This is a genomic window from Streptomyces sp. NPDC058246, from assembly GCF_042881985.1.
In the GTDB taxonomy this organism is placed as follows: domain Bacteria; phylum Actinomycetota; class Actinomycetes; order Streptomycetales; family Streptomycetaceae; genus Streptomyces.
In genome coordinates, this window is record NZ_JBHVWZ010000033.1 from 47720 (window position 1) to 72461 (window position 24742).

Genomic DNA, 24742 nt, shown 5'->3' on the forward strand with positions numbered 1-24742 from the left:
CCGTGACCGCCCGTCCGGGAACCGTCACCCTGCACTCGGCCTGGCACGCCGTTCCCCGCGTCCAGGTGCGGCAGTTCGCGGCGATCGCCATGGCCGAGGCACCCGCGCTCGCCGAGGAGATCCTGCGCGAGATCCGCCGCGAGTACCCGCATCTGCCGGTCGTCCTCGACGACTCCGGGGAACCGATGGCGCTGATCGGCATCCGGCGCGCCATCGAGGTCTTCGTGCAGCACCTGGAGACCGCCGAAGGGCGCCCGCGGGTCCATCCCGAGGTGTTCCAGGAGTTCGGCCGGGGCGAGGGACTGCACGGCCGCAGTCTCGACTCGCTCCAGGCGATCTACCGGCTGGGGGTCAGGCTCGCCTGGCGCCGGTTCGCCGAGATCGGGCAGCGGGTCGACATCCCGCCCCCGGCGATGTACGAGCTGGTCGACGCCGGATACGAGTATCTCGACGGCCTGGTGGATCAGTCCGTACGGGGTTACGCCGAGGCCGCCGCCCGGCAGGCCGGGGAGCGCCTCCGTCTCCAGCGGCGCCTGATGGACCTCCTGCTCTCCGAGCACCAGCACCGGGGCGACCCCGCCGAGGCGCTCGTCGAACGCGCCGCCCGGATCGGCTGGCCGCTGCCCGACCGGGTCGCCGTCGGGGTGCTGCTGCGGCCCGCCCGGGAGGCCGTCGCGCCCGCCGTCGGCCAGAGCGTGCTGCTCGACATGGAGTACGAGCAGCCGCGCATGGTGGTGCCGGAGCCGGACGCCGCGGGGCGGCCCGAGCTGCTGCACCGGGCGCTGGCCGGCTGGTCCGGCGCGATCGGGCCGCCGGTGCCGCTGGCCGACGCGGCGAAGTCGCTGCGCTGGGCGGAGGCCGCCGTACGTCTCGTGGAGCGGGGGCTGCTTCCCGCCGGGGAGGTCCTGCACTGTACGGAGCACACCGAGGCCCTGGTGCTGCTCCAGCCCGAGGAGCTCATCGACGACCTCGCGCTGCGGTGTCTGGCGCCGCTCGCCCACTGTGGGCCCACGCACGGGCGGCGGCTCGCGGAGACGCTGCTGGCGTGGCTGGAGACCCGGGGTGGGGCCCCCGAGGTCGCCGCCCGGCTCGGGGTGCACCCGCAGACCGTCCGCTACCGCCTCCGGCAGATACGGGAGCTGTGGGGGGACGAGGTCGACGACCCCGACCGGCGGTTCGAGCTGGAGCTGGTGCTGCGGGCGCAACGCCTCCGGGGTGAGCTGGGGGACCCCCGCGCCCGGCGCTGACCTCCCACCGGGGTCCGTCGCGTGCACCCCCGCCGGGGTCCGTCGCGTGCACCCCCGCCGGGGTCGTCGCGTGCACCCCCGCCGGCCAGGCGCCCGGGGCTGCCCTCCCGCCGGGCTCTTTCGCGTGCACCCCCGCCGGCCAGGCGCCCGGCGCTGCCCTCCCGCCGGTTTCCCACCCGCCCACCGGCCTCGGCCGGCCCGACGGTCGCCGACCCATTGCCCGGCCAAGCCCACTATGACTAGCCTGTGTTCGTCATGCCGATCGACTGTTGAAATTTCGAACACAAGGGAGGGGCCGGTTGTGGGACGCCTCGTACCTGCCGTGACCCGGGCTCTGGACATACTGGAGCTCTTCCTCGACGGGGACGGGACTCTCTCCGCCCCCGACATCGTGCGCAAGCTCCAGCTGCCCCGCACGACGGTGCACGAGCTGGTCACCACCCTCGCCGCCCGGTCGTACATCGTGCAGGTACCGGGCCAGCCGGGACGCTACCGGCTCGGCGTACGTCCGTACCAGCTCGGCAGCCGCTACGCCGAGCAGCTGGACCTCGCCGCCGAGGGCCAGCAGGTCGCCCGCTCCGTCGCCGAGACCTGCGACGAGACCGTGCACGTGGCCATCCTCGAAGGCACCGACGTCATCTACATCGCGAAGGTCGACTCCACGCACGCCGTGCGCATGGTGTCGGCGGCGGGCCGCCGACTGCCCGCGCACTGCACGTCCGTCGGCAAGATGCTGCTCGCCTCGCTCCCCGAGCCGGAGCTGACGTCCCGCATCCCCGACCACGCCGAGCTGGCCGCGATGACGCCCAACAGCATCACCGAGCCGGCCGCCCTGCGCGAGGCGCTCAGCGAGATCCGCCGCCGCGGCATCGCGGTGGAGAGCCGTGAGTCCAACCCGGACGTAAGCTGTGTCGCCGCCCCGGTGCGCGACCGCACGGGACAGGTCGTCGCCGCGCTCTCCATCTCCGTACCGATGATCCGCTGGAGCGACGAGCGCCGCGCCGAGCTGGAGCAGCTCGCCGTGAAGGGAGCCGCCGAGCTGTCCGAGCGGCTCGGTCACCGGAGCGTGGGATGACGGCCGTCGAGGTCGCGGTACGGGCGGAAGCGACGCTGGGGGAGGGCCCGACCTGGGACTCCGCCGCCCAGCGGCTGATCTGGGTGGACATCCTCGGCTCCCGGGTCCACACCTACGATCCCGTCTCCGGGCGCCGCACGGTCATGGTCACCGAGCAGCATGTGGGCGCCGCGAAGCCGCGGGCGGACGGCGGACTGGTGGTCAACCTCCGTGACGGCGTGGGGCTTTACGGCCCGCCGGGCACCGGGGAAGCCTTCCGGTGGCCGCACCGCGAGCCCGTCCCCGGCCGCCGGGGCAACGACGCGGCGGTCGCGCCCGACGGTGCGCTCTGGTTCGGCACCATGCGCTACGACGAGGCGCCGGGCGGCGGCACGCTGTCCCGGCTCGCACCGGACGGCACGGTCCGCACGGTCCTCACCGACGTCGCCGTCAGCAACGGCACGGGCTGGAGCCCCGACGGGCGCCTGATGTACTACATCGACTCGCCGACGCGCAGGGTCGACGTGTTCGACGTCGGCGAGGACCAACTGCCCGTCGACAGGCGAACGTTGGCCGTCATCGGGGAAGGCGAGGGTTTCCCCGACGGTCTCACCGTCGACGCGGACGGCTGCGTGTGGGTGGCCCTGTGGGACGGCGGCGCGGTCCGCCGCTACACGCCGGACGGGGACCTCGACCGGGTGATCGAGCTTCCCGTACGCCGCCCCACGGCCTGCGCGTTCGGCGGCGCCGACCTGGCCGACCTGTACATCACCACGGCCCGTACGGGACTTGACGCGCCGCACCCGATGTCCGGCTCGCTGCTGGTCGTCCCCGGCGCCGGAAAGGGCCTGCCGCAGCCCGCGTTCGCCGTCTGACAACTCCCCTCGCGTCCCCGCCCAGTTGCTGGGCGGGGACGTCCGCTTTTGCGCGAACCATTGACGCGCAAGCGCTTCGATCTTACGGTCCCGTTCGAAGTCGCGATCACCTGTCGAAATATCGAACAGTGATCTCTAGTAGTGAATCTCGAACAGCGAATCTCAAACAGCGAATCTCGAACAGTAGGGACCTGAACGCCCTGAGCCGGCCACCCCGAACACTCCGCGCCCCGAAAGGAAACCATGCGCCCCGCCCGCTTCACCCTCGACCCCGCCTTCACCGTCGGCAAGGTCGACCCCCGTGTCTTCGGATCCTTCGTCGAACACCTCGGCCGCTGTGTCTACACCGGCGTCTTCGAGCCGGGCCACCCGGCGGCCGACGAGTCGGGCCTGCGTACGGACGTACTGGAGCTGGTCCGTGAACTGGGCGTCACCGTCGTGCGCTACCCCGGTGGCAACTTCGTGTCCGGCTACAAGTGGGAGGACTCGGTGGGCCCCGCCGAGGACCGCCCCCGCCGCCTCGACCTGGCCTGGCGGTCGACGGAAACCAACCGCTTCGGCCTCTCCGAGTACATCGCCTTCCTCAAGAAGGTGGGCCCGCAGGCGGAACCCATGATGGCGATCAACCTCGGCACACGAGGAGTGTCCGAGGCCCTGGAACTCCAGGAGTACGCCAACCACCCCTCCGGCACGGCCCTCGCGGAACAACGCATCGCGCACGGTGACAAGGACCCGTTCGGCATCAGGCTGTGGTGTCTCGGCAACGAGATGGACGGCCCCTGGCAGACCGGCCACAAGACCGCCGAGGAGTACGGCCGTGTCGCCGCCGAGACGGCCCGCGCCATGCGTCAGATCGACCCGGGCGTCGAACTCGTCGCCTGCGGCTCCTCGAGCCAGTCGATGCCGACCTTCGCGCAGTGGGAGGCGACCGTCCTCCAGGAGACGTACGACCTGGTCGACTACATCTCGCTGCACGCCTACTACGAGCCGGTCGACGGCGATGTCGACTCCTTCCTCGCCTCGGCCGTGGACATGGAGTCGTTCATCGAGAACGTGGTCGCGACCTGCGACCACGTGGGCGCGAGGCTCAAGTCGAAGAAGAAGATCAACCTCTCGTTCGACGAGTGGAACGTCTGGTACATGTCGAGGTGGGAGGAGCACGCGAAGAACGCCGACCCGGCCGACTGGCCGGAGGCCCCGCGCCTCCTGGAGGACGTCTACTCCGTCACGGACGCGGTCGTCTTCGGCTCGCTGCTCATCGCCCTGCTGCGGCACGCGGACCGGGTGAGCGTCGCCTGTCTCGCCCAGCTCGTCAACGTCATCGCGCCGGTCATGACGGAGCCGGGCGGCCCGGCCTGGCGGCAGACGACGTTCTTCCCGTTCGCGCAGGCGTCGGCCTACGGACGCGGCCAGGTCCTCGACGTACGTGTCGACTCGCCCACGTACGCGACGAAGAGGTACGGCGAGGCGGACCTGCTGCACGCCACGGCCGTGCGCGCCGAGGACGGCTCGGTCACCGTCTTCGCCGTCAACCGCAGTCAGAGCGAGTCACTGCCGCTCGAAGTCGCCCTGAGCCGACTGGAGTTGACGTCTTTGATCGAGCACAGCGCGCTCGCCGACGCCGACCCGGACGCGAAGAACACCCTCGACGCCCCCGAGCGGGTCACCCCGCACACCATCGACGGCACCACCCTCCAGGACGGCAGGCTGACCGCCGTCCTGGAGCCCCTCTCGTGGAACGTGATCCGTTTGGGCTAGAGCCTGTCCGGCGCGATCCGCCGGACAGACCTAGTGCTTGGCGCTCGCGCGGCCGGGGGAGTCGACCGTCGTCACCGGCACTCCTCCGGCCGCGCTGCCCAGCAGCGTCAGTTTCACCTCGCCAGGGCCCGCCGCCGTGGTCCCGTCGGACAGGACGGCGAGGGCGAGTGTGTTGGAGCCACGGGTGCGCAGCAGCCCGTTCGGCAGGACGAAGGTGTGCTGGGGGCCCACGTCGTTGATGTACTGGCCCATGTTCCAGCCGTTCAGGAAGATCTGGACGCGGTAGGCGCGCGCCGGGTCGTCGGTGAGTGTGAGCCCGATCGAGGCGTCGACGGCGGGGTCGACGGCGAGCCGGAAGTCGGTGCGGTACCAGGTGACGCCCTGCCGCCGGTCGGCGCGCGGGAAGTCGACGACTTTCCAGCCGGTGGCGGCGAACCCCGGCAGATGCCAGCCGTGCCGTTCCCCGTACAGGCCGCCGTTGTTGACCGGCCCGCGCACCGGGTCCGGCGTCACCTCGCCCCGAATCCGCCAAGTGACCGATGGAGAGGACCCGTTGAAGGTCGCGGCGGTGAGCCCCCGGGCCACCTTGTGGGTGTCCTTCGCGGCGCCGTCCTCGTCGTGCTGCATACGGCGGACGAGGACGGACAGCACCCGCGCCCCTGTCCGGGCGGGGACCGGGTACGTCGCCGTGGCGGCCCACGTCCCCTGTCTGACCGTCTTCTTGTCCGGCACCGGCATCCGGTGCGTGCCCAGTGGCTTGCCGTCCAGCCAGGCCATCAGCAGCCCCTGCGCGCCAGAGACGTAGGAGAGGGACACCGCGTCCGTGGTGCCCACGTCGGTGAAGTGCCCCCGGTACCAGACATCGCCGTAGTGGTAGCCGTAGTCGTCGGCGAACAGCACCGGCTGCCCGGCGGGTACGGGGGTGATGCTGTACGAGGACTTCTTGTCGGCGACCTTCCAGCCGGAGTCGTCGTAGTCGGCGGCGGACTCCGGGTTCTCGGCCGACCGGAGCCAGTTGGTCAGCGCGGGCAACGGGACGCCGGGGACCCCGGGCAGCCGCTGCTGGGCCAGCAGGCTTCCGGACTTCGTGGCGAGGGTCTTCAACGTGCCGTTGTTCCACACCACTTCGCCGATCCCGCGCGGGCCCCACACCTCCAGCTCCGCCGACTCGACGGTGTCGCCGGTGAGATGGACGGTGGTGCCGCGCAGTTCGGCGGTGCGCAGCAGGGCGGGGCCGCGTACCAGCACCGGGCCCGACGGGGTGTCGTAGCGCCACAGCCGCCCGGAGGCCTCGTCGTCGACGAGCAGCAGCAGGAGGGGCGCCGCCGTCCCGCCGCCCTCCACCAGCACCCGGGTGGACGCGCACAGTTGGGCGTCGATGCGCAGGACGCCGTCGGCGTACTTGTGTTGTGCGCTCCCCTCCAGCACGGTGACCGTCGGCTCGCTCGCGCACTCCAGCGCGGTCTTCGTCGACTCGCCCGACCCGCCCGTGAAGACCGCGACGTCCTGGCGCCCGGCGGTCAGCCACAGCATCGGCTGGGCGCTGGAGTACCGCAGCTTCCGTCGCCCGAGGCCGATTCCGGAGACGAGCAGGCGGGCGTCGAGTCCGGGGACCAGGACCGGGACCGGGACGGCCGCCCCGGCGAGCGGTACGAGGGCGAGGGTCTCGGTGGAGGTGTCGTTGCGCAGCACGTAGACGTGGGCCTTGGTGTCCGGATTGACGAGGTGGTACGCCTTGATCCCGTCGTCGCCGACCGCGATGTCCGCCGCCCGGTCCAGCTTGGCGAAGTCGGGCACGCAGTGCAGGAGCTGCCCGATCTGGTGCATCGGGATCAGCTTCGGCGTGGGCTGCCGCGCCTCGTCGAGGGCCGCTCCGTAGTCGTACGAGGTGTAGACGATCGGCGCGGGCAGCCAGCCCCAGGATGTGCCGCCGAAGGTCATGTAGACGTTGTGGACCTTGATCCCGTTGGCGAGGTTGGTGAGGTAGAAGCGCCGCTCGTACGCCGCGTCCCGGGTCCGGCGCGACCCCGCGTACCCCTGGCCGCCGAACTCCACCCCGCCCCACGGATCGAACCAGCCGCCCCCGAACTCGGCCAGGAAACCCGGGGTGTCGGGGCTCGCGGTCGCGCCGCCCTGGGTACCGCCGATGCCGAAGTACCCCCAGTCCGGGGGCTGCCCGACGGGCGACGGATAGCCGTCGAAGGCGTACAGGTAACGCCCCTTCTCACCGCCCGTCCCGAAGGTCCCCGGGGCCCAGTACCCGTTCCTGCCCTTGTCGTTGTGGAAGAGCGGCACGTCGATCCCGTCGGCGCGGACCTTCGCGTACAGATGGCTCATGTAGTCGCGCCCCGCGGGCTCCGTCACGTTGTTCGCGTACTCGTTCTCCAGCTGGTAGAGGACGATCGTGCCGCCGCCGTCGGTGTAGAGGTGCCGGGCCGCGATCCTGTCGACGGCGGTCAGCCACTCGTCGACGTACTTCAGATAGGTCGGATCGGAGGTCCGGGCCGTGCCCTTGGTGACGGTCAGCCAGCCGGGGAAGCCGCCCGCGTCGACCTCGGCGTTGATGTACGGGCCGGGGCGCAGGATGACGTACAGGCCGGTCTCGGCGGCCGTCCTCAGGAACAGGTCGAGGTCGCGCACGCCCGTGAAGTCGTACGTCCCGGGGGCGGGGGAGTGGTAGTTCCACGACACGTAGATGCTGATCGCGTTGTATCCGTGGGCGCGCAGCTTCTCCAGCACGTCCCGCCACAGGGACGGGCTCGGCAGCCTGAAGGGGTGGACCTCGCCGGACCAGAGCACGAGCCGCTTGCCGTCGATCAGCATCGAGTAACGGTCGAAGCCGACGGTGTGCGCCTTGCGGTCGGCGGCGGGTGGTCCGGGCGCGGGTCCGGTGGGAGCGATGGGCGTCCTTCCGGCGGCGCTCGCCTCATCGCTCCCGCTGCCGCTCAGCGAGAAGCCGAGCGCGGCGGTGCCGGCGAGTGCGCTGAAGGTACGTCTGCTCAACACCATGCGGGGTCCTCCCGAGGACGGCGATGGGGCTCTCCCCCGCTGTCCGAGCGAAGCCGAGATATGGGGGAGGGGCTCCGGCCATTGTCCACAGCGGTACGTCCCACACCGGTCATGTGAGGATCACGGCGCGGGCGGATCACCCGGTACCGGCGGCATCGGAGCCGGCGCTACGGCAGGACCGCGGCCCGATCCTCTCCCTGCTCGGCGAACGGACCACCCGGATGGCGTACACCGGGCGGGTCCGGTACGCGCTGCGGGCCGCCGCCCTGACGTTCTCGATCCGCGTCCACCGCGAGGGGCGGCACGAGGAGGCCGAGAGCGTCGAGGAACGGCAGCCCGGGGCGGCGTACCGGAGTCGGCCTGTCAGGTGAGGCTGCGCTGGCTGCGGGCGGTGAGCTTGCCGTCGGTGAAGGTGAGGTAGGCGCTCGGCGGGAACAGGCCGGTCGCGGAGGGGCAGTAGTACTGCAGCGCGTGGCCGTCCGTGGCCGGCCAGTTGGCGTAGGTCTCCTGCTGCATCACACAGGAGTCCTTCGGGACCACCGCCCACACCTGCGGCTCGGTCATGCCCAGCGCCGTCCTGTTGTACTGGGCGAGCCTGATGGACGGCGTCTTCGCCTTGAACAGGAACTCGCTCCGCTTGTTGTACAGCTTCCCGTCCGCGGTGAAGCTGAAGCCGCCGTACGGCACGTAGTCGCCCGACTCGGCCCAGCACAGGATGCCGTCCCCGATGACCCCACCGGTCTCACACGCCTGCGAGCCCCCGCCGATCGCCCAGACCTGGTCCTTCGTCATACCGAACTGGATCTGGTTGTACTTCTCCGCCGTGAACCCGGAGTACGCCTGCGCGTCGGTCCCCACACCGAGGGCCACCGCACAGGCCGCGACCACGGCGCCCCCGTAACGCCACATGTTCACCATCGGATACGTCTCCTCACCCGCTGATCACGTCCTGCCGACGGGCGGGACACTAGCCACCGGCGGTCTTCAGCCCGTCTTCGCGCCCGAGAACGCATCGGGAACCCCGCTGCCGGCTCCGGGGCGGGGCGGCCCGCGGCGTCGCGGGCCGCCCCTGTCTCCGTGGGGGGAACGGGGGTGGTCAGCTCGTCTCGACGCCGACGGTCAGGGCGCCGGCGTAGCCGGAGGAGGTGGAGCTGCCCAGGGCGGTGAGGGTGAGGAGGCCGGAGGCGGCGCCTCCGTCGTCGTAGATGGAGTCCTGGGCGAGGGTGGTGCGGGTGACCGTGTTGGTCGAGTAGGGGGAGATCCTGGCCACCGCCGTGGTGACGGTCTCGCTGAAGAAGAGCTGGCCGGTGTGGAGTTCCTGGCCGCCCGTGAAGGAGCCGTCGGAGGTGAGGGTCACTCCCGTGTGCACCTTCAGGTGGATGTGGATGCAGCGGCCCCGGTACCAGCCCGGGTAGATCGTCGTGATCTTCGCTACGCCGTCCGTGCCGGTCAGGACGCCGCCGCGCAGGAACGTGCCGTCGTCCGGCTCCGAGTGGCCGTTGCCGCCGACGAACCCGGAGTACTCGCCGAGCGCGTCGCAGTGCCAGATCTCGACGAGGGCGTTGTCGAGCGGTGCGCAGGTGTCGTCGTCGACGACGGTGAGCGTCAGCTTGAGCGGGATGCCCGCCTTGCCTTCGGTGATGTCGGAGCGGACGAGCTGTCCGTCGAGGTAGTAGGGGCCTTCGGTCATCTCCTTGGTGAGGGTGCAGACGGCCGCCGCGGCGACGGGGGTCGCGTGCGCCGCGTCGGCTGTGGGGGTCGCGGGCGCCGCGGCGCCCACGGCCAGCGCCGCGGCCGTCGCACCCGTGGCGATCAGCACGGTGCGGCGCCCGATCGGGGTTCCCGCTGCTGCTGTGCCGTCCAGAGCTGTGTCTTCCGAAGAGGAGTCTGTCATGGACATGGCACCGTAGGAGCCGAAGCTGTCCCCCAGCTGTCAGTCAGGCAAAGTGACGAAGCGTCAAGTTGTTTGTGAGACACGGGCGGAGAGGGGCGAGGAGAGGTGGTGGGGCTCGCTGCCGGTCCCCGGCTCCCGTCGGGTCCCCGCCCGCTGCTCGTCATGGGCGACGATGAGAGGATCGCCGTCTGCCCGGAGCAGGGGCGTTGTCGAGGTCGAACAGGGGGCGTGCGGTGGGACGGGGAACAGTGGTCGTCACCGGGGCGGCAGGGAACATCGGCTCGGTCGTGCGCCGGGCGTTGCGCGGCGAGGTCAGCCGCCTCGTCCTGCTCGACCGCGTTCCCCTCCAGGCCGAGGCCGCGAACGAGGTGGTCCACACCGTCGACCTGCGGGACGCGGCTGCCGTCCAGGCGGCGCTCGCGGGTGCGGACGCCGTGCTCCACCTGGGCGGCCTGCCGGACGAGGCCCCCCTCGAGGATCTCCTGGACGCCAACGTGCTGGGCACCCACCATGTGCTGGAAGCCGCCCGTCGCGCGGCGATCCCACGGGTCGTGCTGGCCGGCAGCAACCGCGTGACCGGTTTCTATCCCACGGGCCATCGCACCGGCCCACAGGAGCCGGTGCGCCCCGACGGCCTGTACGGGGTGAGCAAGGCGGCGGTCGAGGCCCTGGGGCGGCTGTATGCGGACAAGTTCGGCGTGTCCGTGATCTGCCTGCGGATCGGCAGCTTCGAGGAGGCGCCCACCGAACCGCGCCACCTGGCGACCTGGCTCAGCCCGCGCGACGCCGTCGGCTTCTGCCGCGCCGCGCTCACTGCCCCGCTCTCCACGCGCTTTGCCGCCGTGTACGCCGTCTCTGCCAACACCCGCCGCTTCTGGGAACTCCCCGCGGAATCCGAACTGGCCTACACGCCCGTCGACAACGCCGAAACGCATGCGCCGCACATCACGGGCGCCGACGCACCCGCTGATCCCGAAGCTCCGCAAGCCGGCCCGTACGCCCTGCCCGAGGTCACGTTGAAACACATCCGGCCCTGACTCGCCGGCCGGTGGAGGCGCAGACGATGCCGTGGTCGCTCCGGGAGCCCGGCGGACCGGTCGTCGAACCGGCGATCCGGGGCGCGCCGGCACCTCGGCGGCGCGCCGTGTGAGCTCGGCGGCGATCGGCGGTGGGCCAGGGGTCGCGTACTGAACTCCCCGAGCCCGTCGCCCGGTCAGCCCGCCTGGCCGTACAGCATGGCGCCCACGGCAGGCCAGCCGCCGGTCTGCTGCGGCTGGGGCTGTGGCTCCGGCTGGGTGCGGCCCCGGACCTGGGCGGCGGTGAGCCCTCCGGCGGCGCCGAGCCCGCTCGACTGCGGCCCCTGTGCGGCCGCCGTCAGGCCGCCGGCGGGAGCCGGTGCCATCCCGGGCATGGCCGCGCCCGGCGCCATGGCCGGTGCCGGCATCGGCGCGGGGGCCTGTGCCGCGGCGGGTGCCGGCCAGGCGGTGGGCTGCGGGTTCGGCTGCGGGGCGGGGCGCGGGTTCGGCTGCGGGGCGAGCTGCGGGTTGGGCCCCGGACCGGGCTGGGGGGCGGGCTGTGCGAAGGGCTGCGGGGCGGGGAAGTTGGACACGGCCGCCGGCTGCGGGGCCGGGTAGCCGGGCGCCGCCGCCGGTTGCGGGGAAGGGAAGTTCGACACCGCCGCCGCGGGCTGCGCGGGCGGCAGGCTCGGCATCTGCGCGGGCTGTGCGGGCTGCGCGAGCTGTGCCGCGGCGGCCCCCTGCCACCCGGCCGCCTGGGCCGCGAGGCCCTGCATCCCCGCTCCGTTCGTGGCGCTGACCAGCCGGTCCACCGCCGCCGTACCCGAGCTGTAGCTGGTCCCTGTGCCCAGCTCGGGCACGGCGGCTCCCCTCCTGGTCCCGTAGAGCACCTGTTCCAGGCCGGACACCAGGCGACGCACGTCCACCTGGGGGCGCACCACGAGTCTCAGGAAGCGGCTGGACGAACCGATCTTGTTGCCGCACTCGCGGACCAGGATCCGGTGCTCGGTGAGCAGTCGGTCCCGGACCACGGTGCCTTCGGCGCCCACGGGGAGGCGCACGAAGAGGAAGTTGCCCTGCGACGGGTAGACCGTCAGACCGGGCAGGGCGGAGAGCTGGCGGGCCATGTCGAGCCGGTCGCGGCGGACCATGTGCAGGCTTTCCAGGTACTCGGCGCCGTGCCCCTTGAGCATGAACACCACCGTCTCCGCGAAGGAGTTGAGATTCCACTTGGGCAGCATCGAGCGGACCTTGCCGGCCAGGGCCGGGTTGGCGACGAGGTAACCGAAGCGGATGCCGTGCAGTCCGAAGTTCTTGCCGAGGCTGCGCAGCACGATGACGTTGGGCCGCATCACCGCGTCCTCGACGACGCTCGGCTCGGACTCCGCGTCGGCGAACTCCAGGAACGACTCGTCGATGACGATCAGGTCCAGGTCCGCCATCGCGTCCATGAACTGGATGAGCGACTGGCGGGGGAGGAAGCCGCCGTCGGGGTTGTTGGGGTTGCAGATGACGGCGACGCGCGTGCCTCGGGCGCGGATGAACTCGGCGTACTTGGCGAGGTCGAGGGCGAACCCGCTGGACTCCTGGAGCGGGAACATGTCGACCCGCTTGCCGGTCTCCATCGGCTGGTCGGTCCAGCGGCCGAAGGTGGGGACGGGTATCGCGAGCGACTCCCTGACCAGCAGGTGGTCGATCCAGGTGATGAGTTCGGTGGAACCGTTGCCCATCGCCACGCACTGCGGCGGAAGTTGGAGCAGCGAGCACAGCTCGGCCGTGATGGTGTCGGCGTTGCTCGGGTAGTACGTGATGATCTCGCGCAGCCGGCCCGCCAGTTCGTCGAACATCGCGGGCGTGGGGAAGTACGGATTGCACGGGATGCAGAAGTCCACGGGACCGGCCCCGTCACCTTCCCGCGTCAGTGCGGCCATCGACGGGCTGTGCGCCGCGGTGCCGCGAAAGAGCGAGGTGACATTGCCGGCCATGGAACCTCCGTACGGTGCGGGCCCGTCGGGGAGGACGGGCCCTCGCCTTCGGGTGGCCCGTGCGGGGGAGCACGGGCCGCCCTCTCATACGGGTACGGAGGTGGCGCTGTTCAATCGCTGTGAACGCGTGCGGAAATTGTGAACCAGCTGTGAAGGTGGTTCACGAGCCGAACGAGTGCACGGTGGTGCTGCGATAGGTCTGCCCCGGTCGCAGCACCGTCGAGGGGAACTTCGGCTGGTTCGGCGAGTCCGGGAAGTGCTGCGTCTCCAGGCACAGCGCGTCGCCCTGCCGGTAGATGTGACCGCCGCTGCCGACGAGCGTGCCGTCGAGGAAGTTGCCGGAGTAGAACTGCAGGCCCGGCTGGTCGGTGGCGATCTTCAGGGTGCGGCCGGAGGACGGGTCGCGCAGGGTGGCGATGTGCTCGGGCTCGGCCGTGATGCCCTTGTCCAGCACCCAGTTGTGGTCGATCCCCTTGCCGTACAGCAGCTGCTGGTGGGCGACCCGGATGTCCTCGCCGACCGTCTTCGTACGGCGGAAGTCGAAGGGAGTGCCCGCGACCTCGGCCCGCTCGCCGGTGGGGATCAGGCCCGAGTCGACCGGGGTGTAGCGGGAGGCGGCGATCCTCAGCTCGTGGTCGTAGACCGAGCCGCTGCCCTCGCCGGCCAGGTTCCAGTAGACATGGCTGGTGAGGTTGACGACGGTCGCCTTGTCGGTGGTGGCCTCGTAGTCGATGCGCCAGTCGCCGTGCCGGGTGAGGGTGTATGTCACCTTCGCCTTGAGAGTGCCGGGGTAGCCCATCTCGCCGTCGACGCTGGTGTAGTGCAGGACCAGGCCCACGTCGGAGCCGGACGCGAAGCCCTCCACGTCCCAGACGTGCTTGTCGAAGCCCTTGGCCCCGCCGTGCAGGCTGTTCACGCCGTCGTTGACCGACAGCTGGTGGCTCTTGCCGTCGAGGGTGAACTGCCCCTTGGCTATGCGGTTGCCGTAGCGGCCGATCAGCGCGCCGAAGTACGGGCTCTTGGCGACGTAGTCCTCGATGGTGTCGAAGCCGAGCGAGACGTTCTTGTAGCGGCCGTGCCGGTCCGGGATCTCCAGGGACTGCACGATCCCGCCGTACGACAGGACCTTGAGCCTCGTGCCGCCGTTCGCCAGCGACCAGCGGTGGACCTTCGTGCCGTCCGCGAGCTTGCCGAACAGCTCCTTCACCGGCGCCCTGCCTCCCGAGGCGTGCGCCGTTCCCCCGAGCGTGGTCGCGGCGATGCCCGCGGCCGCGGCCCCTGCGACGACCGTGCGTCTGTTCAGTTCCATAGTGCGGCTCCTGCAGATGGAGGGGCCCCGCCTTCGACGGGGCCCGAGCTGACTTACGAACCGACCTTGCGCTTGTTCCACACGTCGAAGCCGACCGCCGCCAACAGGGCCAGGCCCTTGATGACCTGCTGCCAGTCGGTGCCGACGCTGAGGAGGTTCATGCCGTTGTTCAGCACACCGAGGACCAGACCACCGATGATCGCGCCGAGGACGGTACCGACACCGCCGCTCATGGACGCGCCACCGATGAACGACGAGGCGATCGCCTCGAGTTCGAAGTTCAGGCCCGCCTTCGGCGAGGCCGCGTTCAGGCGGGCGGCGACCACCAGACCCGCCAGGGCCGCGAGCACGCCCATGTTCAGGAAGACCAGGAAGGTGACCTTCTTGTCCTTGACGCCGGACAGCTTCGCCGCCGGGAGGTTACCGCCGATCGCGTAGATGTGACGGCCGAACACCGCGTTGCGCATGACGTAGCCGTAGCCGACCACCAGGACGCCGAGGATGATCAGCACGATCGGCGCGCCCTTGTAGCTGGCGAGCAGCATCGTGACGACGAGGATGGCGGCGACGATGGCGACGAGCTTGAGCAGGAAGATGTTCTTCGGCAGCACGTCCAGCGAGAACTCCTGCTGACGCCTCCGGTCGCGGACCTCCTGCACCACCGCGAAGACGATCAGGGCGAGGCCCAGCAGCAGCGTGATGTTGTGGTAGTTGGTGGTGGGGCCGGCCTCCGGAAGGAAGCCGTTGCCCATCTTCTGCAGCCCGTCCGGGAACGGGCCGAGGGTCTGGCCCTTGAGCAGGATCTCGGTGAGGCCGCGGAAGAGCAGCATGCCGGCGAGGGTGACGATGAACGACGGTATGCCGAGATACGCGATCAGGAATCCCTGCAAGGAGCCCGCCACCGCGCCCACCAGCAGGCACAGCACCAGGGCGAGCGGCCACGCGATACCGTGCTGCACGGTCAGTACGGCCGCGAACGCGCCTACGAACGCGGTCAGCGAGCCGACCGACAGGTCGATGTGACCCGCGATGATCACGAGCATCATGCCGATCGCGAGGATCAGGATGTAGCTGTTCTGGAGCACCAGGTTGGAGACGTTGCGCGGCAGCAGCAGGTCGCCGTCGGTCCAGACCGCGAAGAGGACGACGATCAGGCCGAGGGCGATCAGCATGCCGTACTGCCGCATGTTGCGGCGCAGGCCGTCCAGCATCAGCTGCAGCAGGCCGCCGCCGGCGGCCGGGCCCCCGCTCTTCCCGGGCGGCGCCGGGGCCGGGGTCTTCGCGGTCACATCCGTGCTCATCGGGATACCTCTTTGTCCTTCGTCATCTGGCGCATCAGCACTTCCTGCGTGGCCTCGGCCCGGGCGACCTCGCCCGTGAGCCGCCCGGCGGCCATGGTGTAGATGCGGTCGCACATGCCGAGCAGTTCGGGCAGCTCGGAGGAGATGAAGACGACCGCCTTGCCCTCGGCGGCCAGCCGGTCGATGACCGTGTAGATCTCGTACTTGGCGCCCACGTCGATGCCGCGGGTGGGCTCGTCCAGGATCAGCACCTCCGGACCCGCGAAGATCCACTTGCTGAGGACGACCTTCTGCTGGTTGCCGCCGGACAGCTTGCCCACCGGTTCGAAGACGGTCGGCGCCTTGATGTTCATGGACGTGCGGAAGCCCTCGGCGACCTGCCGCTCCTCGTGCTCGTCGACCACTCCGCGCCGGGCGACCTTGTTCAGGGCGGTCAGTGAGATGTTGCGGTTGATGGTGTCGATGAGGTTGAGGCCGTAGTGCTTGCGGTCCTCGGTGACGTACGCGATGCCGTGCCCGACCGCCTCCGCGACGGTCTTCGTACGGATCTCGGTGCCGTCCTTGAGGACCGAGCCGCCCGCGTAGCGGCCGTAGGTGCGCCCGAAGACGTTCATCGCCAGTTCGGTGCGGCCCGCGCCCATCAGGCCCGCGATGCCGACGATCTCCCCGCGCCGTACGCTGATCGACACATCGTCGACCACCTTGCGCTGCTGGTCGATCGGGTGATGGACCGTCCAGTTGCGGATCTCCAGGGCCGGTGCCGCGCCCACCTCTCCCTCGTACGCGGTGCGCTCGGGGAAGCGGTGGTCGAGGTCGCGGCCGACCATGCCGGAGATGATCCGGTCCTCGGTGGTCTCCGGCGCCTTCACGTCGAGGGTCTCGATGGACCGGCCGTCGCGCAGGATCGTCACCGAGTCGGCGACCTTGCGGATCTCGTTCAGCTTGTGGGAGATGATGATCGAGGTGATGCCCTGCTTCTTCAACTCCAGGATGAGATCGAGGAGTTTGCCGCTGTCCTCGTCGTTCAGAGCCGCCGTCGGCTCATCCAGGATGAGCAGCTTCACCTTTTTCGACAGCGCCTTCGCGATCTCCACGAGCTGCTGCTTGCCCACGCCGATGTCGGCGACGCGGGTCTCGGGGTGATCGTCCAGACCGACCCGGCGCAGCAGTTCGGTGGCGTGCCGCAGGGTCTCGTTCCAGTTGATGAGCCCGCCCTTGGCGTGCTCGTTGCCGAGGAAGATGTTCTCCGCGAGGGAGAGGAACGGCACCAGCGCCAGCTCCTGGTGGATGATGACGATGCCGTGGTGCTCGCTCGCCCGGATGTCCCTGAAGGCGCAGACCTCTGACTCGAAGAGGATCTCACCCTCGTAACTGCCGTGCGGATGGACGCCGGAGAGCACCTTCATCAAGGTGGACTTCCCGGCGCCGTTCTCACCGCAGATGGCGTGGACCTCGCCCTGACGGACGGTCAGTGTGACGTCCGACAGCGCCTTGACACCGGGAAAGGTCTTGACGATCGAGCGCATTTCCAGGACGGGTCCCGCCATGGTCGTGCCTTCCAATCAGTAGGGTGCGGCGGTTACTTGAGGTCGGACTCGGTGTAGTAGCCGCCGTCGACCAGCACCTGCTGGTAGTTGGACTTGTCGACGCTGACCGGCTGCAGCAGGTAGGCGGGGACGACCTTGGAGCCGTTGTCGTACGTCTTGGTGTCGTTGGTCTGCGGCTTCTTGCCGTTGAGGACGTCGTCGACCATGGTCGAGGCGACCTTGGCCAGCTGGCGGGTGTCCTTGTAGACGGTCTGCGTCTGCTCGCCCGCGATGATCGACTTCACCGAGGCCAGCTCGGCGTCCTGACCGGTGACCACCGGCAGCGGCTTGCTCTTGGAGCCGTAGTCGTCCGACTTCAGCGCCGACAGGATGCCGATGGAGATGCCGTCGTACGGCGAGAGCACCGCGTCGACCTTCTTGCTCTGGTACGACTTGGTGAGGATGTCGTCCATGCGCTTCTGCGCGGTGGCGCCGTCCCAGCGCAGGGTAGTGACCTGGGTGAGGCCGGTCTGCCCGGACTGGACGACCAGCTTCTTGCTGTCGATGTACGGCTGCAGGACGCTCATCGCGCCGTTGAAGAAGTACTTGGTGTTGTTGTCGTCGTTGGAGCCGGCGAACAGCTCGATGTTGAACGGGCCCTTGCCGCCCTTCAGGCCGAGCTTGTCGACGATGTAGTTGGCCTGGAGCTCGCCGACCTTGGTGTTGTCGAAGGACGCGTAGTAGTCGACGTTCTTGGTGCCGAGGATCAGCCGGTCGTAGGCGATGACCGGGATCTTCGCGTCGGCGGCCTGCTGGAGGACGTTGTTCAGCGACTTGTTGTCGATCGCGGCGACGATGATGGCCTTCACGCCCTGCGTGATCAGGTTCTCGATCTGCGAGACCTGCTGGTCGGGGTCGTCCTCGCCGTAGACCAGCTTGGTCTTGTAGCCCTTGGACTCCAGGTCCTTGACCACGTTCTTGCCGTCGGCGATCCACCGCTCGGAGGACTTGGTCGGCATCGCGATGCCGATGGTGCCGCCCTTGCCGCTGCCCTTGCCCTCCTTGCTGCCGCCCGAACCGCTCTGCCCGCAGGCGGTCAGCGTCAGGGCGAGGGAGGCGGCTCCGGCTATGGCGGCGAGGGCTGCTCTGCGCTTGCGCATGGTCATCAGTCCTTGTTCTTCTCGTCGTTGAGAGGGGTCACAGCGTGGGAAAGCGGTGGAGCGGGCCGGGCAGCCGGGAACCGAGCGGCGCCATGTCGCCGTCCGCGCCGTGCCGGGCGAGCAGGTCCAGGGCGAGGCGGCCGCGCCGCACCCGCTCCCGGGCGGTGTCCAGGGTCAGATCCCGCATATGGGTGCCGTACGGGTAGATCCCGGGGGCCTTGGACAGACCGAACTTCAGATAGAGCGGTGCGCCGCGCCGGATCAGCTCGGCGACCTCGTACATCCGCACGTACCCGCCGAGGTCGTCGGGGGCCTCGATGTACATGTCCATGGGGGCGGCGGAGACCCGCCGGATCTCGGTGAGGTGATCGAGCGTCAGATCACTCGGTACGTTGACCGAGTCGGCGCCGAGGTTCTCGTACACGGCGTACGCGGCCGGGTTGACCGGCCCGATCAGCGCGGACACCTTCAGGGTCGTGTCGGCCGGGATGATCCCGGCGAGGCGGGCCCGGTGCAGTGTCCACAGCACGCCCTCGTCGGCGACGAGCAGGCACTTGACGCCCAACTCGGCGGCCCGGACGGCGTCTTCGACACATCCGGCGAGCGCGTCGTGGCCCCGGGCGCGCAGCCCGCCGCCGCGCGAGTCGGTCCGTACGGAGGCGCCGATGTCCCAGGTGCCGCGCGGCCCGGTGAACAGGCACAGCTCGATGTCGCGCTCACCGGTGGCCTCGACCATCTCGGTGATCTCGGCATCGGTCAGCATCCAGACACCGCTGCCCTGGCTGATCCGGTGGATCGGCACATCGAGCCGCGAGGACTCCTTGAGGACCACGCCCACGGCCTCGGGGCCCTCGACGGACGGAACCTCGGTACGCCAGCGGCCGCCTCCCGGGAAGGTGTGCGGCGAGGCGTCGGCGGGGGAGAGGGCGGGCGCGCCCAGGCCGAGCGCGGCGAGTGCCTGCTCACCGGGTCGACGGGCTGCCTGAGGGGAGGCGTCGGTCACAAGCCGTCCTTCGCGTTCGATATTTCGGACATGGTTCGTGTCGGTGGGCGTACGCCGGTACGGAGCGTCAGGGTCTCCGTACCGGCGTACGGATCAGGGGCGCAGCAGGACCTTGCCGACCTGGGGATCCCCGGACCCCACCAGCTCGATGGCCCGCGGGAACTCCGCGAGCGGCAGCTCGTGCGTGACCAGCGGCAACGGATTCAGCAGCCCGGCGCCGAACACCCGCACCGTGTGCGCCCAGGCCGCCGGCGGCGCCCCGAACACGGTGTGCACCTCCAGCTGCCGTACGACGAGATCGGTGGGGTCGAGGCCCTCGGCGCCCGGCGCCGGGATCCCCGTCAGGACAAGGCGTCCGCCGCGCCGGAGCAGAGCGGCGGAGGTACGCGCGGCGGACCCGGACCCGGCGGTCTCGATGACGACGTCGAAGTCGCCGGGGAGTTCCTGGTCCCTCGTACGGAAGTCGGTGGCGCCGAAGCCCTTGGAGAGCGTGGCCCGGTCGGGGCGGGTGCCCACCACGAGCAGCTCGGCCGGGGAGCCGGCCGCGAGGAACTGCACGGCGAACATGCCCAGCGTTCCGGTGCCGACGACGGCGACCCTCTCGCCCGGTCGCGCGTTCGCCTTGAGGGCGGCGGCCGCGATGCAGGCGGCCGGCTCCAGCAGGGCGGCGGCCGTCAGGTCGGCGTCGTCCGGCAGGACATGGAGCAGCCGGGCGGGCAGGGTGAGGGTGGCGGCCATCGCACCCGGCCGGGTGAAGCCGGTCTCCTCGTACCCCGCCGTGCACAGCGTGGTCTCGCCCGCGTGGCAGCGGTCGCAGACCTGGCAGTTGCGGAAGCCCTCCCCGACGACCTTGCGGCCGACGAGCGTTCCGGGGACTCCGGCGCCGACCTCTTCCACCGTCCCGGACCACTCGTGGCCGGGTGTGAGCGGGTAACGGACGTATCCCTCGGGCCGGTTGCCCTGGTACACCTCGCGGTCACTGCCGCAGATGCCGACGGCGTGCACACGGACGAGGGCCTCGCCGGCCCCCGGCGGCGCCGGCTCGTGGCCGGCCAGCCGGTGCCGGCCCGGCGCCTCGACGACGACCGCCGTGCTCACTGCGTCCCCTTGGGCCTGCGCTGCTCCCAGCCGTCCGCCCAGAGGTCGAACCGGGCCTGCTGCTGCGGGAATTCGGCCGCCGCGTCGACGTCCAGCTCGACGCCGAGACCGGGCGCGTGCGACAGCTGGAAGTAGCCGTCGACGACCTGGGGCGCACCCTTCACGACCTTCTTGATCTCCGCGTCCGCGAAGTCGTTGAAGTGCTCCAGAATCTTGAAGTTCGGTGTGGTGAAGCCGACTTGGAGGGAGGCGGCGGTGAGGACGGGCCCGCCCACGTTGTGCGGGGCGACGAGCACGTAGTGCGCCTCGGCGGTGGCGGCGAGCTTGCGTGTCTCCCAGATCCCGCCGATGTGACCGACGTCGGGCTGGATGATGTCGGCGGTCTGGCTCTCGAACAACTCGCGGAACTCGATCCGGTCGTGAATGCGCTCACCGGTGGCGACCGGGATGTCCACCTTGGCGGCGACCTTCTCCAGGGCCTTGAGGTTCTCCGGCGGGACCGGCTCCTCCAGCCAGGCGGGGTTGAACGGCGCGAGTTCGCGGGCGAGCCGGATCGCGGTGGCGGGGGAGAACCGCCCGTGCATCTCCAGCATCAGCTCGGCCTCGGGCCCGATGGCGTCGCGCACGGCCTCGATGAGCGAGACGGCGTACAGGCTCTGCTCGTGGTCGAGTTCGAAGTGGCCGGTCCCGAAGGGGTCGATCTTCAGCGCCTGGTACCCGCGCGCCACGACCTCCTGCGCGGCCTTGTGATACGCCTCGGGAGTCCGCTCCGTCGTGTACCACCCATTGGCGTACGCCTTGACCTTGTCGGTGACCTTGCCGCCGAGCAGTTGCCACACCGGCACCCCGAGGGCCTTGCCCTTGATGTCCCAGCAGGCCATCTCGACGACGGCGATGCCGGACATCACGATCTCGCCGGCGCGCCCGTAGTCGCCGTACTTCATCCGGCGTACGAGATCCTCGACGGCGAACGGGTCGGAGCCGAGAATGTGGTTGGCCTCCGCCTCCCGCAGATAGCCGATCAGTGCGTCGGTGTGGCCCAGCATGCGGGTCTCGCCGACTCCGGTGATGCCCTCGTCGGTGTGCACCTGGACGTAGGTCAGGTTCCGCCAGGGCGTCCCGACCACGTGTGTGCTGATTCCCGTGATGCGCACGGCAGTTGCCCCCTGTGCTCTTCGGATCTGTTCGAAATTTCGTCACACGTTCGAAATGCTGGCGTGACAGTAAGGACGTGGCCCCGGGGGTGTCAATGGGGCGAACGCATAACGGTTTCGACGCGATGGGCGCGGGATGACGGGGGATCGCGCGGGATGGCGGGGAATGGTCGGTGGTGTCGCAACTCCGCACGCCGGAACGGCCGGTTCCCCACACAACCTTCACAGCTGTGCCTATGAACGTTACCTGTGAGGAACTTAGTCTTCCCGCGTCATGGACTACTGCCACCCGTGCCGAAGGCACCTCAACGGCGCCCTTGCCTGCCCGGGGTGCGGCGCACCAGCCGAAGGGCTCCGCGCGCACGCGGCGGAGACCGACGTACGCCCGGAAGGGGGCGCCGGCGCGGACCCGGCTGACGCCGACGCGTTGTACGACGAGGACGACGACGCGGAGGAGCGCCCGGGGCGTGCCGCCCGGCGGCGGAACCAGGGCCGGGGCCGGGGACGTGAGCGCGGGCGGGGTGCCGAGGACGCGGCGGGGCCGGAGGGTCCGGATGCCCCGGGTGGTGCGAGCCGACGTGACCGCAAGGCCGCGGCACACCGTCGTCGGCGGCGTCGGACGCTGCTCATCGCCGCCGGCTTCGTCCTGGCGGCGGGCGGACTGAGCCTCGCGGAACTCGGAGTCGACGGGCCCGGGCTGCTTCCCAAGCCCGCGGCGGAGGCCGGGGCCGAGTCGGCCGACGGCTCGACGTCCTCGAAGGCGGGGGAGACGGCGCGGCCGCTGGGCGACACGGGGGGTGCGGGCGCCGGCTCGGCGAGCGGCTCTCCCGACGCCTCGGCGTCGCCCTCCGGCTCGGGGTCCCCGTCCGCGTCCGCCTCCGCGAAGGACACGAAGAACACCAAGGACGAGCAGTCGGCGACGGCTGGGGCGGCTCCGGGGACCGTGACGTCGGCGCCCGCCGTCACCTCGGCCCCCCAGACGTCCGCCCCCGCCACGTCCGCCCCGACGACGTCGGCGCCGGCTCCGGCCCCTTCGCCGTCGAAAACCTGCAACCGCTTCTTGTGGTGGTGCACGTAGCGGAGGTCTCGCCCCCGCCGCCCCTGTTCAGGGGCGCGGGGAACTGCGCGATCTTTTGGCGGGGGTCCGGGGGCGGCAGCCCCCGGATACGGGACGGGCAGGGGCGGAGGGGGCGAAGAACTACGCTCCCAGCATCCGGCGCAGCAGGTCCCGCAGCGTCAGGCGCTCGTCCTTTGAGAGTCCCGCCAGTGGCTCCCGGGCGAAGTTCAGGGAGTCGCGAAGGCCCCGGGCCACGGCCAGGCCCTCCGACGTCGCCGCGGCCAGTTTCACCCGGCGGTCCGCCGGATCCGGGCGGCGCTCGACCAGACCCCGTGCCTCCAGCCGGTCCACGATCCCCGTGACGTTGGACGGCTCGCACTTCAGCTGCTGCGCCAGCCGCCGCATCGGCAGCGGCTCCAGGGACAGCAGGCTCAGCAGCCGCGCCTGCGCACCGGTGAGCGCGTGCTCGGCCGCCGCGTCCTCGTACTCCTCGTGGTAGCGGGCCACGACCGAGCCGATCAGTTCGACGACCTCCATGGTCAGGGGGTCGATCCGGGGTGTCTTCTGCGTGGCCATGCGCTCCAGAGTACCGCGTTACTTGACATCATGAAATATTCAGGAGCATGGTTGTTTCAGGTACTGAAGTATTAGAGCCGTAGAAGGGCGCCCCCCATGACCGACACCACCCCCCAGCTCCCCGCCGTCAACCGCGAGTGGCACCTGGTCAGCCGTCCGGTCGGCTGGCCCGAGCCGAAGGACTTCGCCCTGGTCGAGGCCGAGGTCCGGCAGCCGGAGGAGGGCCAGGTCCTCGTACGGAACAAGTACCTCTCCGTCGACCCGTACATGCGTGGCCGGATGAGCGCAGCCAAGTCGTACGTCGCCCCCTTCGAGCTCGGCAAGGTCATGCAGGGCGGTGCGGTCGGTGAGGTCATCGCCTCGAAGGCGGAGGGGATCGAGGCCGGCGACCACATCCTGCACTTCCTCGGCTGGCGCGAGTACGCCGTCGTGGACGCCAAGCAGGCCGTCAAGGTGGACCCGGAGGCCGCGCCGCTGTCGACGTACCTCGGCGTGCTCGGCATGACCGGCCTGACCGCCTACGCCGGGCTGCTGCGCACCGCCTCCTTCAAGGAGGGCGACTCCGTCTTCGTGTCGGGCGCCGCCGGTGCCGTCGGCAGCCAGGTCGGCCAGATCGCCAGGCTCAAGGGCGCCTCGCGGGTCATCGGCTCCGCCGGTTCCGACGAGAAGGTCAAGCTGCTGGTGGAGGAGTACGGGTTCGACGCCGCCTTCAACTACAAGAACGGGCCGGTCAGCGAGCAGCTGCGGGAGGCCGCTCCCGAGGGCGTCGACGTCTACTTCGACAACGTCGGAGGGGACCACCTGGAGGCGGCCATCGGCTCCCTCAACCGGGACGGCCGCATCGCCGTCTGCGGCATGATCTCCGTCTACAACAGCACCGAGCCCGTGCCCGGCCCGAAGAACCTCGGCCGCCTCATCCAGACCCGCGGCCGCATCCAGGGCTTCCTGGTCGGCGACCACTACGACCTGCAGCCGGAGTTCGTCCAGGAGGTCGGCGGCTGGGTCCGCTCCGGCGAGCTCAAGTACCGCGAGACGGTCGTCGAGGGCATCGAGAACAACCTGGAGGCGTTCCTGGGGGTTCTGCGCGGCGACAACACCGGGAAGATGATCGTCAAGCTCTGACCCCACAGGTCATCCCGAGAGGGCCTGTCGCTGCACTTCCGGCATGCGGTAACTTCTTTCCGAAGTCGTCGCGATCGTGGGCGCGAGTCGCGGCGGACCAAGGAGGAACGCACCGTATGTCCAGCTCTGCAATCCGACGTTCTGACGTCCTGTACACCGCCGTCGCCACCGCCGAGAACGGCCGTGACGGCCGCGTCGCCACTGATGACGGCAAGCTCGACGTCGTCGTCAACCCGCCCAAGGAGATGGGCGGCAGCGGCGCCGGCACCAACCCGGAGCAGCTCTTCGCCGCCGGGTACAGCGCCTGCTTCCAGGGCGCCCTCGGTGTCGTGGCCCGGCAGGAGAACGCCGACATCTCCGGCTCGACTGTCACCGCGAAGGTCGGCATCGGCAAGAACGAGGACGGGTTCGGGATCATCGTCGAGATCTCCGCCGACATCCCGAACGTCGACGCCACCACCGCCCGCGCGCTCGTCGAGAAGGCCCACCAGGTGTGCCCCTACTCGAAGGCGACCCGCGGCAACATCACCGTGACGCTTGCCTGACGGCAGTCGTTGCACACGCGGAGGCCGCACCCTAGGACGTGGGGTGCGGCCTC

The 24742-nt window shown here is 70.4% G+C and carries 21 protein-coding genes; 9 read left to right on the top strand and 12 right to left on the bottom strand.

Translation table 11 applies throughout. From position 1 onward, the window contains the following. Window positions 1–2: 2 nt before the first annotated feature. From ACFVXA_RS33500 to ACFVXA_RS33515, 4 genes are all read left to right on the top strand, one after another. Window positions 3–1247, top strand: a complete 1245-nt coding sequence (locus tag ACFVXA_RS33500) for a helix-turn-helix domain-containing protein (RefSeq protein WP_362024609.1) — start codon at window positions 3–5, stop codon at window positions 1245–1247. Between the two features lie 301 nt (window positions 1248–1548). Beyond that, complete coding sequence (locus ACFVXA_RS33505; protein WP_383736113.1) at window positions 1549–2322, top strand: IclR family transcriptional regulator; 774 nt, start codon at window positions 1549–1551, stop codon at window positions 2320–2322. Then, window positions 2319–3176 (top strand): SMP-30/gluconolactonase/LRE family protein, encoded by an 858-nt coding sequence (locus ACFVXA_RS33510; protein ID WP_384024470.1) that lies wholly within the window; start codon window positions 2319–2321, stop codon window positions 3174–3176. Before ACFVXA_RS33505 ends, ACFVXA_RS33510 begins: the two co-directional genes overlap by 4 nt. A gap of 243 nt (window positions 3177–3419) precedes the next feature. Further along, window positions 3420–4934: an alpha-N-arabinofuranosidase gene (locus ACFVXA_RS33515; protein ID WP_390028158.1), complete on the top strand. Its 1515-nt coding sequence runs from the start codon at window positions 3420–3422 to the stop codon at window positions 4932–4934. A 30-nt stretch (window positions 4935–4964) separates the two neighbouring features. On the opposite strand, the gene ACFVXA_RS33520 is transcribed toward ACFVXA_RS33515, so the two are convergent. Continuing rightward, window positions 4965–7943, bottom strand: a complete 2979-nt coding sequence (locus ACFVXA_RS33520; RefSeq protein ID WP_390028160.1) for a beta-galactosidase — start codon at window positions 7941–7943, stop codon at window positions 4965–4967. Window positions 7944–8056: 113 nt separating this feature from the next. Between ACFVXA_RS33520 and ACFVXA_RS33525 the strand changes: the two genes are divergently transcribed. Further along, complete coding sequence (locus tag ACFVXA_RS33525) at window positions 8057–8314, top strand: hypothetical protein (protein WP_384024464.1); 258 nt, start codon at window positions 8057–8059, stop codon at window positions 8312–8314. Here ACFVXA_RS33525 and ACFVXA_RS33530 read toward each other — a convergent pair. Both ACFVXA_RS33530 and ACFVXA_RS33535 read right to left on the bottom strand, forming a co-directional pair. Next, window positions 8307–8861, bottom strand: a complete 555-nt coding sequence (locus ACFVXA_RS33530) for a BLIP family protein (RefSeq protein WP_383736099.1) — start codon at window positions 8859–8861, stop codon at window positions 8307–8309. The genes ACFVXA_RS33525 and ACFVXA_RS33530 overlap by 8 nt on opposite strands. A 178-nt stretch (window positions 8862–9039) precedes the next feature. Next, window positions 9040–9837: an intradiol ring-cleavage dioxygenase gene (locus ACFVXA_RS33535; RefSeq protein WP_383909308.1), complete on the bottom strand. Its 798-nt coding sequence runs from the start codon at window positions 9835–9837 to the stop codon at window positions 9040–9042. A 233-nt stretch (window positions 9838–10070) separates the two neighbouring features. On the opposite strand from ACFVXA_RS33535, the gene ACFVXA_RS33540 reads away from it, so the two are divergent. Then, entirely contained in the window at window positions 10071–10874 is an 804-nt protein-coding gene (locus ACFVXA_RS33540; RefSeq protein ID WP_384401548.1) for an NAD-dependent epimerase/dehydratase family protein, read from the top strand. 176 nt (window positions 10875–11050) lie between these two features. Here the strand turns inward: ACFVXA_RS33540 and ACFVXA_RS33545 are convergent, their stop codons facing one another. The 8 genes from ACFVXA_RS33545 to ACFVXA_RS33580 all read right to left on the bottom strand — a co-directional run bounded on the left by ACFVXA_RS33545 (window position 11051) and on the right by ACFVXA_RS33580 (window position 21389). Beyond that, a complete protein-coding gene (locus tag ACFVXA_RS33545) occupies window positions 11051–12838 on the bottom strand; it encodes a pyridoxal phosphate-dependent aminotransferase (RefSeq protein WP_389755865.1) in 1788 nt (595 codons plus the stop codon). A 160-nt stretch (window positions 12839–12998) separates the two neighbouring features. Next, on the bottom strand, window positions 12999–14147 hold the full coding sequence (locus ACFVXA_RS33550; protein WP_390028162.1) for an aldose epimerase family protein: 1149 nt from the start codon (window positions 14145–14147) through the stop codon (window positions 12999–13001). A gap of 53 nt (window positions 14148–14200) precedes the next feature. Then, the gene (mmsB, locus tag ACFVXA_RS33555; protein WP_390028163.1) at window positions 14201–15448 is read right to left on the bottom strand and encodes a multiple monosaccharide ABC transporter permease; all 1248 of its coding nucleotides are present in this window, start codon (window positions 15446–15448) and stop codon (window positions 14201–14203) included. After that, window positions 15445–16995, bottom strand: coding sequence for a multiple monosaccharide ABC transporter ATP-binding protein (gene mmsA, locus ACFVXA_RS33560; protein ID WP_362024646.1), 1551 nt, complete (start codon window positions 16993–16995; stop codon window positions 15445–15447). The genes mmsB and mmsA overlap by 4 nt, the downstream gene beginning before the upstream one ends. A gap of 32 nt (window positions 16996–17027) precedes the next feature. After that, complete coding sequence (chvE, locus tag ACFVXA_RS33565) at window positions 17028–18134, bottom strand: multiple monosaccharide ABC transporter substrate-binding protein (RefSeq protein WP_390028165.1); 1107 nt, start codon at window positions 18132–18134, stop codon at window positions 17028–17030. 37 nt (window positions 18135–18171) lie between these two features. Further along, window positions 18172–19137, bottom strand: a complete 966-nt coding sequence (locus ACFVXA_RS33570) for a hypothetical protein (protein ID WP_383736081.1) — start codon at window positions 19135–19137, stop codon at window positions 18172–18174. A gap of 93 nt (window positions 19138–19230) precedes the next feature. Further along, the gene (locus ACFVXA_RS33575) at window positions 19231–20235 is read right to left on the bottom strand and encodes a zinc-binding dehydrogenase (RefSeq protein WP_389755862.1); all 1005 of its coding nucleotides are present in this window, start codon (window positions 20233–20235) and stop codon (window positions 19231–19233) included. Then, window positions 20232–21389: a mandelate racemase/muconate lactonizing enzyme family protein gene (locus tag ACFVXA_RS33580; RefSeq protein ID WP_383736076.1), complete on the bottom strand. Its 1158-nt coding sequence runs from the start codon at window positions 21387–21389 to the stop codon at window positions 20232–20234. Before ACFVXA_RS33580 ends, ACFVXA_RS33575 begins: the two co-directional genes overlap by 4 nt. Window positions 21390–21663: 274 nt before the next feature. Between ACFVXA_RS33580 and ACFVXA_RS33585 the strand changes: the two genes are divergently transcribed. Further along, a complete protein-coding gene (locus ACFVXA_RS33585) occupies window positions 21664–22467 on the top strand; it encodes a hypothetical protein (protein WP_383736073.1) in 804 nt (267 codons plus the stop codon). Between the two features lie 120 nt (window positions 22468–22587). Here ACFVXA_RS33585 and ACFVXA_RS33590 read toward each other — a convergent pair whose 3' ends face one another. Continuing rightward, the gene (locus ACFVXA_RS33590; RefSeq protein WP_362024663.1) at window positions 22588–23022 is read right to left on the bottom strand and encodes a MarR family transcriptional regulator; all 435 of its coding nucleotides are present in this window, start codon (window positions 23020–23022) and stop codon (window positions 22588–22590) included. A 96-nt stretch (window positions 23023–23118) separates the two neighbouring features. Here ACFVXA_RS33590 and ACFVXA_RS33595 point away from each other — a divergent pair, with 96 nt between their 5' ends. Together ACFVXA_RS33595 and ACFVXA_RS33600 are read left to right on the top strand one after the other, a co-directional pair. Continuing rightward, window positions 23119–24144, top strand: a complete 1026-nt coding sequence (locus tag ACFVXA_RS33595; protein WP_362024666.1) for an NADP-dependent oxidoreductase — start codon at window positions 23119–23121, stop codon at window positions 24142–24144. Between the two features lie 116 nt (window positions 24145–24260). Further along, window positions 24261–24689, top strand: a complete 429-nt coding sequence (locus ACFVXA_RS33600) for an organic hydroperoxide resistance protein (protein WP_362024668.1) — start codon at window positions 24261–24263, stop codon at window positions 24687–24689. The last annotated feature ends 53 nt before the right edge of the window (window positions 24690–24742 follow it).

Excerpts from the sequence above, each read along its gene's own strand:
- ACFVXA_RS33510 (WP_384024470.1), top strand. The coding sequence starts at position 2,319 with ATGACGGCCGTCGAGGTCGCGGTACGGGCGGAAGCGACGCTGGGGGAG.
- ACFVXA_RS33515 (WP_390028158.1), top strand. The coding sequence starts at position 3,420 with ATGCGCCCCGCCCGCTTCACCCTCGACCCCGCCTTCACCGTCGGCAAG.
- ACFVXA_RS33520 (WP_390028160.1), bottom strand. The coding sequence starts at position 7,943 with ATGGTGTTGAGCAGACGTACCTTCAGCGCACTCGCCGGCACCGCCGCG.
- ACFVXA_RS33530 (WP_383736099.1), bottom strand. The coding sequence starts at position 8,861 with ATGGTGAACATGTGGCGTTACGGGGGCGCCGTGGTCGCGGCCTGTGCG.
- ACFVXA_RS33535 (WP_383909308.1), bottom strand. The coding sequence starts at position 9,837 with ATGACAGACTCCTCTTCGGAAGACACAGCTCTGGACGGCACAGCAGCA.
- ACFVXA_RS33545 (WP_389755865.1), bottom strand. The coding sequence starts at position 12,838 with ATGGCCGGCAATGTCACCTCGCTCTTTCGCGGCACCGCGGCGCACAGC.
- ACFVXA_RS33550 (WP_390028162.1), bottom strand. The coding sequence starts at position 14,147 with ATGGAACTGAACAGACGCACGGTCGTCGCAGGGGCCGCGGCCGCGGGC.
- mmsB (WP_390028163.1), bottom strand. The coding sequence starts at position 15,448 with ATGAGCACGGATGTGACCGCGAAGACCCCGGCCCCGGCGCCGCCCGGG.
- mmsA (WP_362024646.1), bottom strand. The coding sequence starts at position 16,995 with ATGGCGGGACCCGTCCTGGAAATGCGCTCGATCGTCAAGACCTTTCCC.
- chvE (WP_390028165.1), bottom strand. The coding sequence starts at position 18,134 with ATGCGCAAGCGCAGAGCAGCCCTCGCCGCCATAGCCGGAGCCGCCTCC.
- ACFVXA_RS33585 (WP_383736073.1), top strand. The coding sequence starts at position 21,664 with ATGGACTACTGCCACCCGTGCCGAAGGCACCTCAACGGCGCCCTTGCC.
- ACFVXA_RS33590 (WP_362024663.1), bottom strand. The coding sequence starts at position 23,022 with ATGGCCACGCAGAAGACACCCCGGATCGACCCCCTGACCATGGAGGTC.
- ACFVXA_RS33595 (WP_362024666.1), top strand. The coding sequence starts at position 23,119 with ATGACCGACACCACCCCCCAGCTCCCCGCCGTCAACCGCGAGTGGCAC.
- ACFVXA_RS33600 (WP_362024668.1), top strand. The coding sequence starts at position 24,261 with ATGTCCAGCTCTGCAATCCGACGTTCTGACGTCCTGTACACCGCCGTC.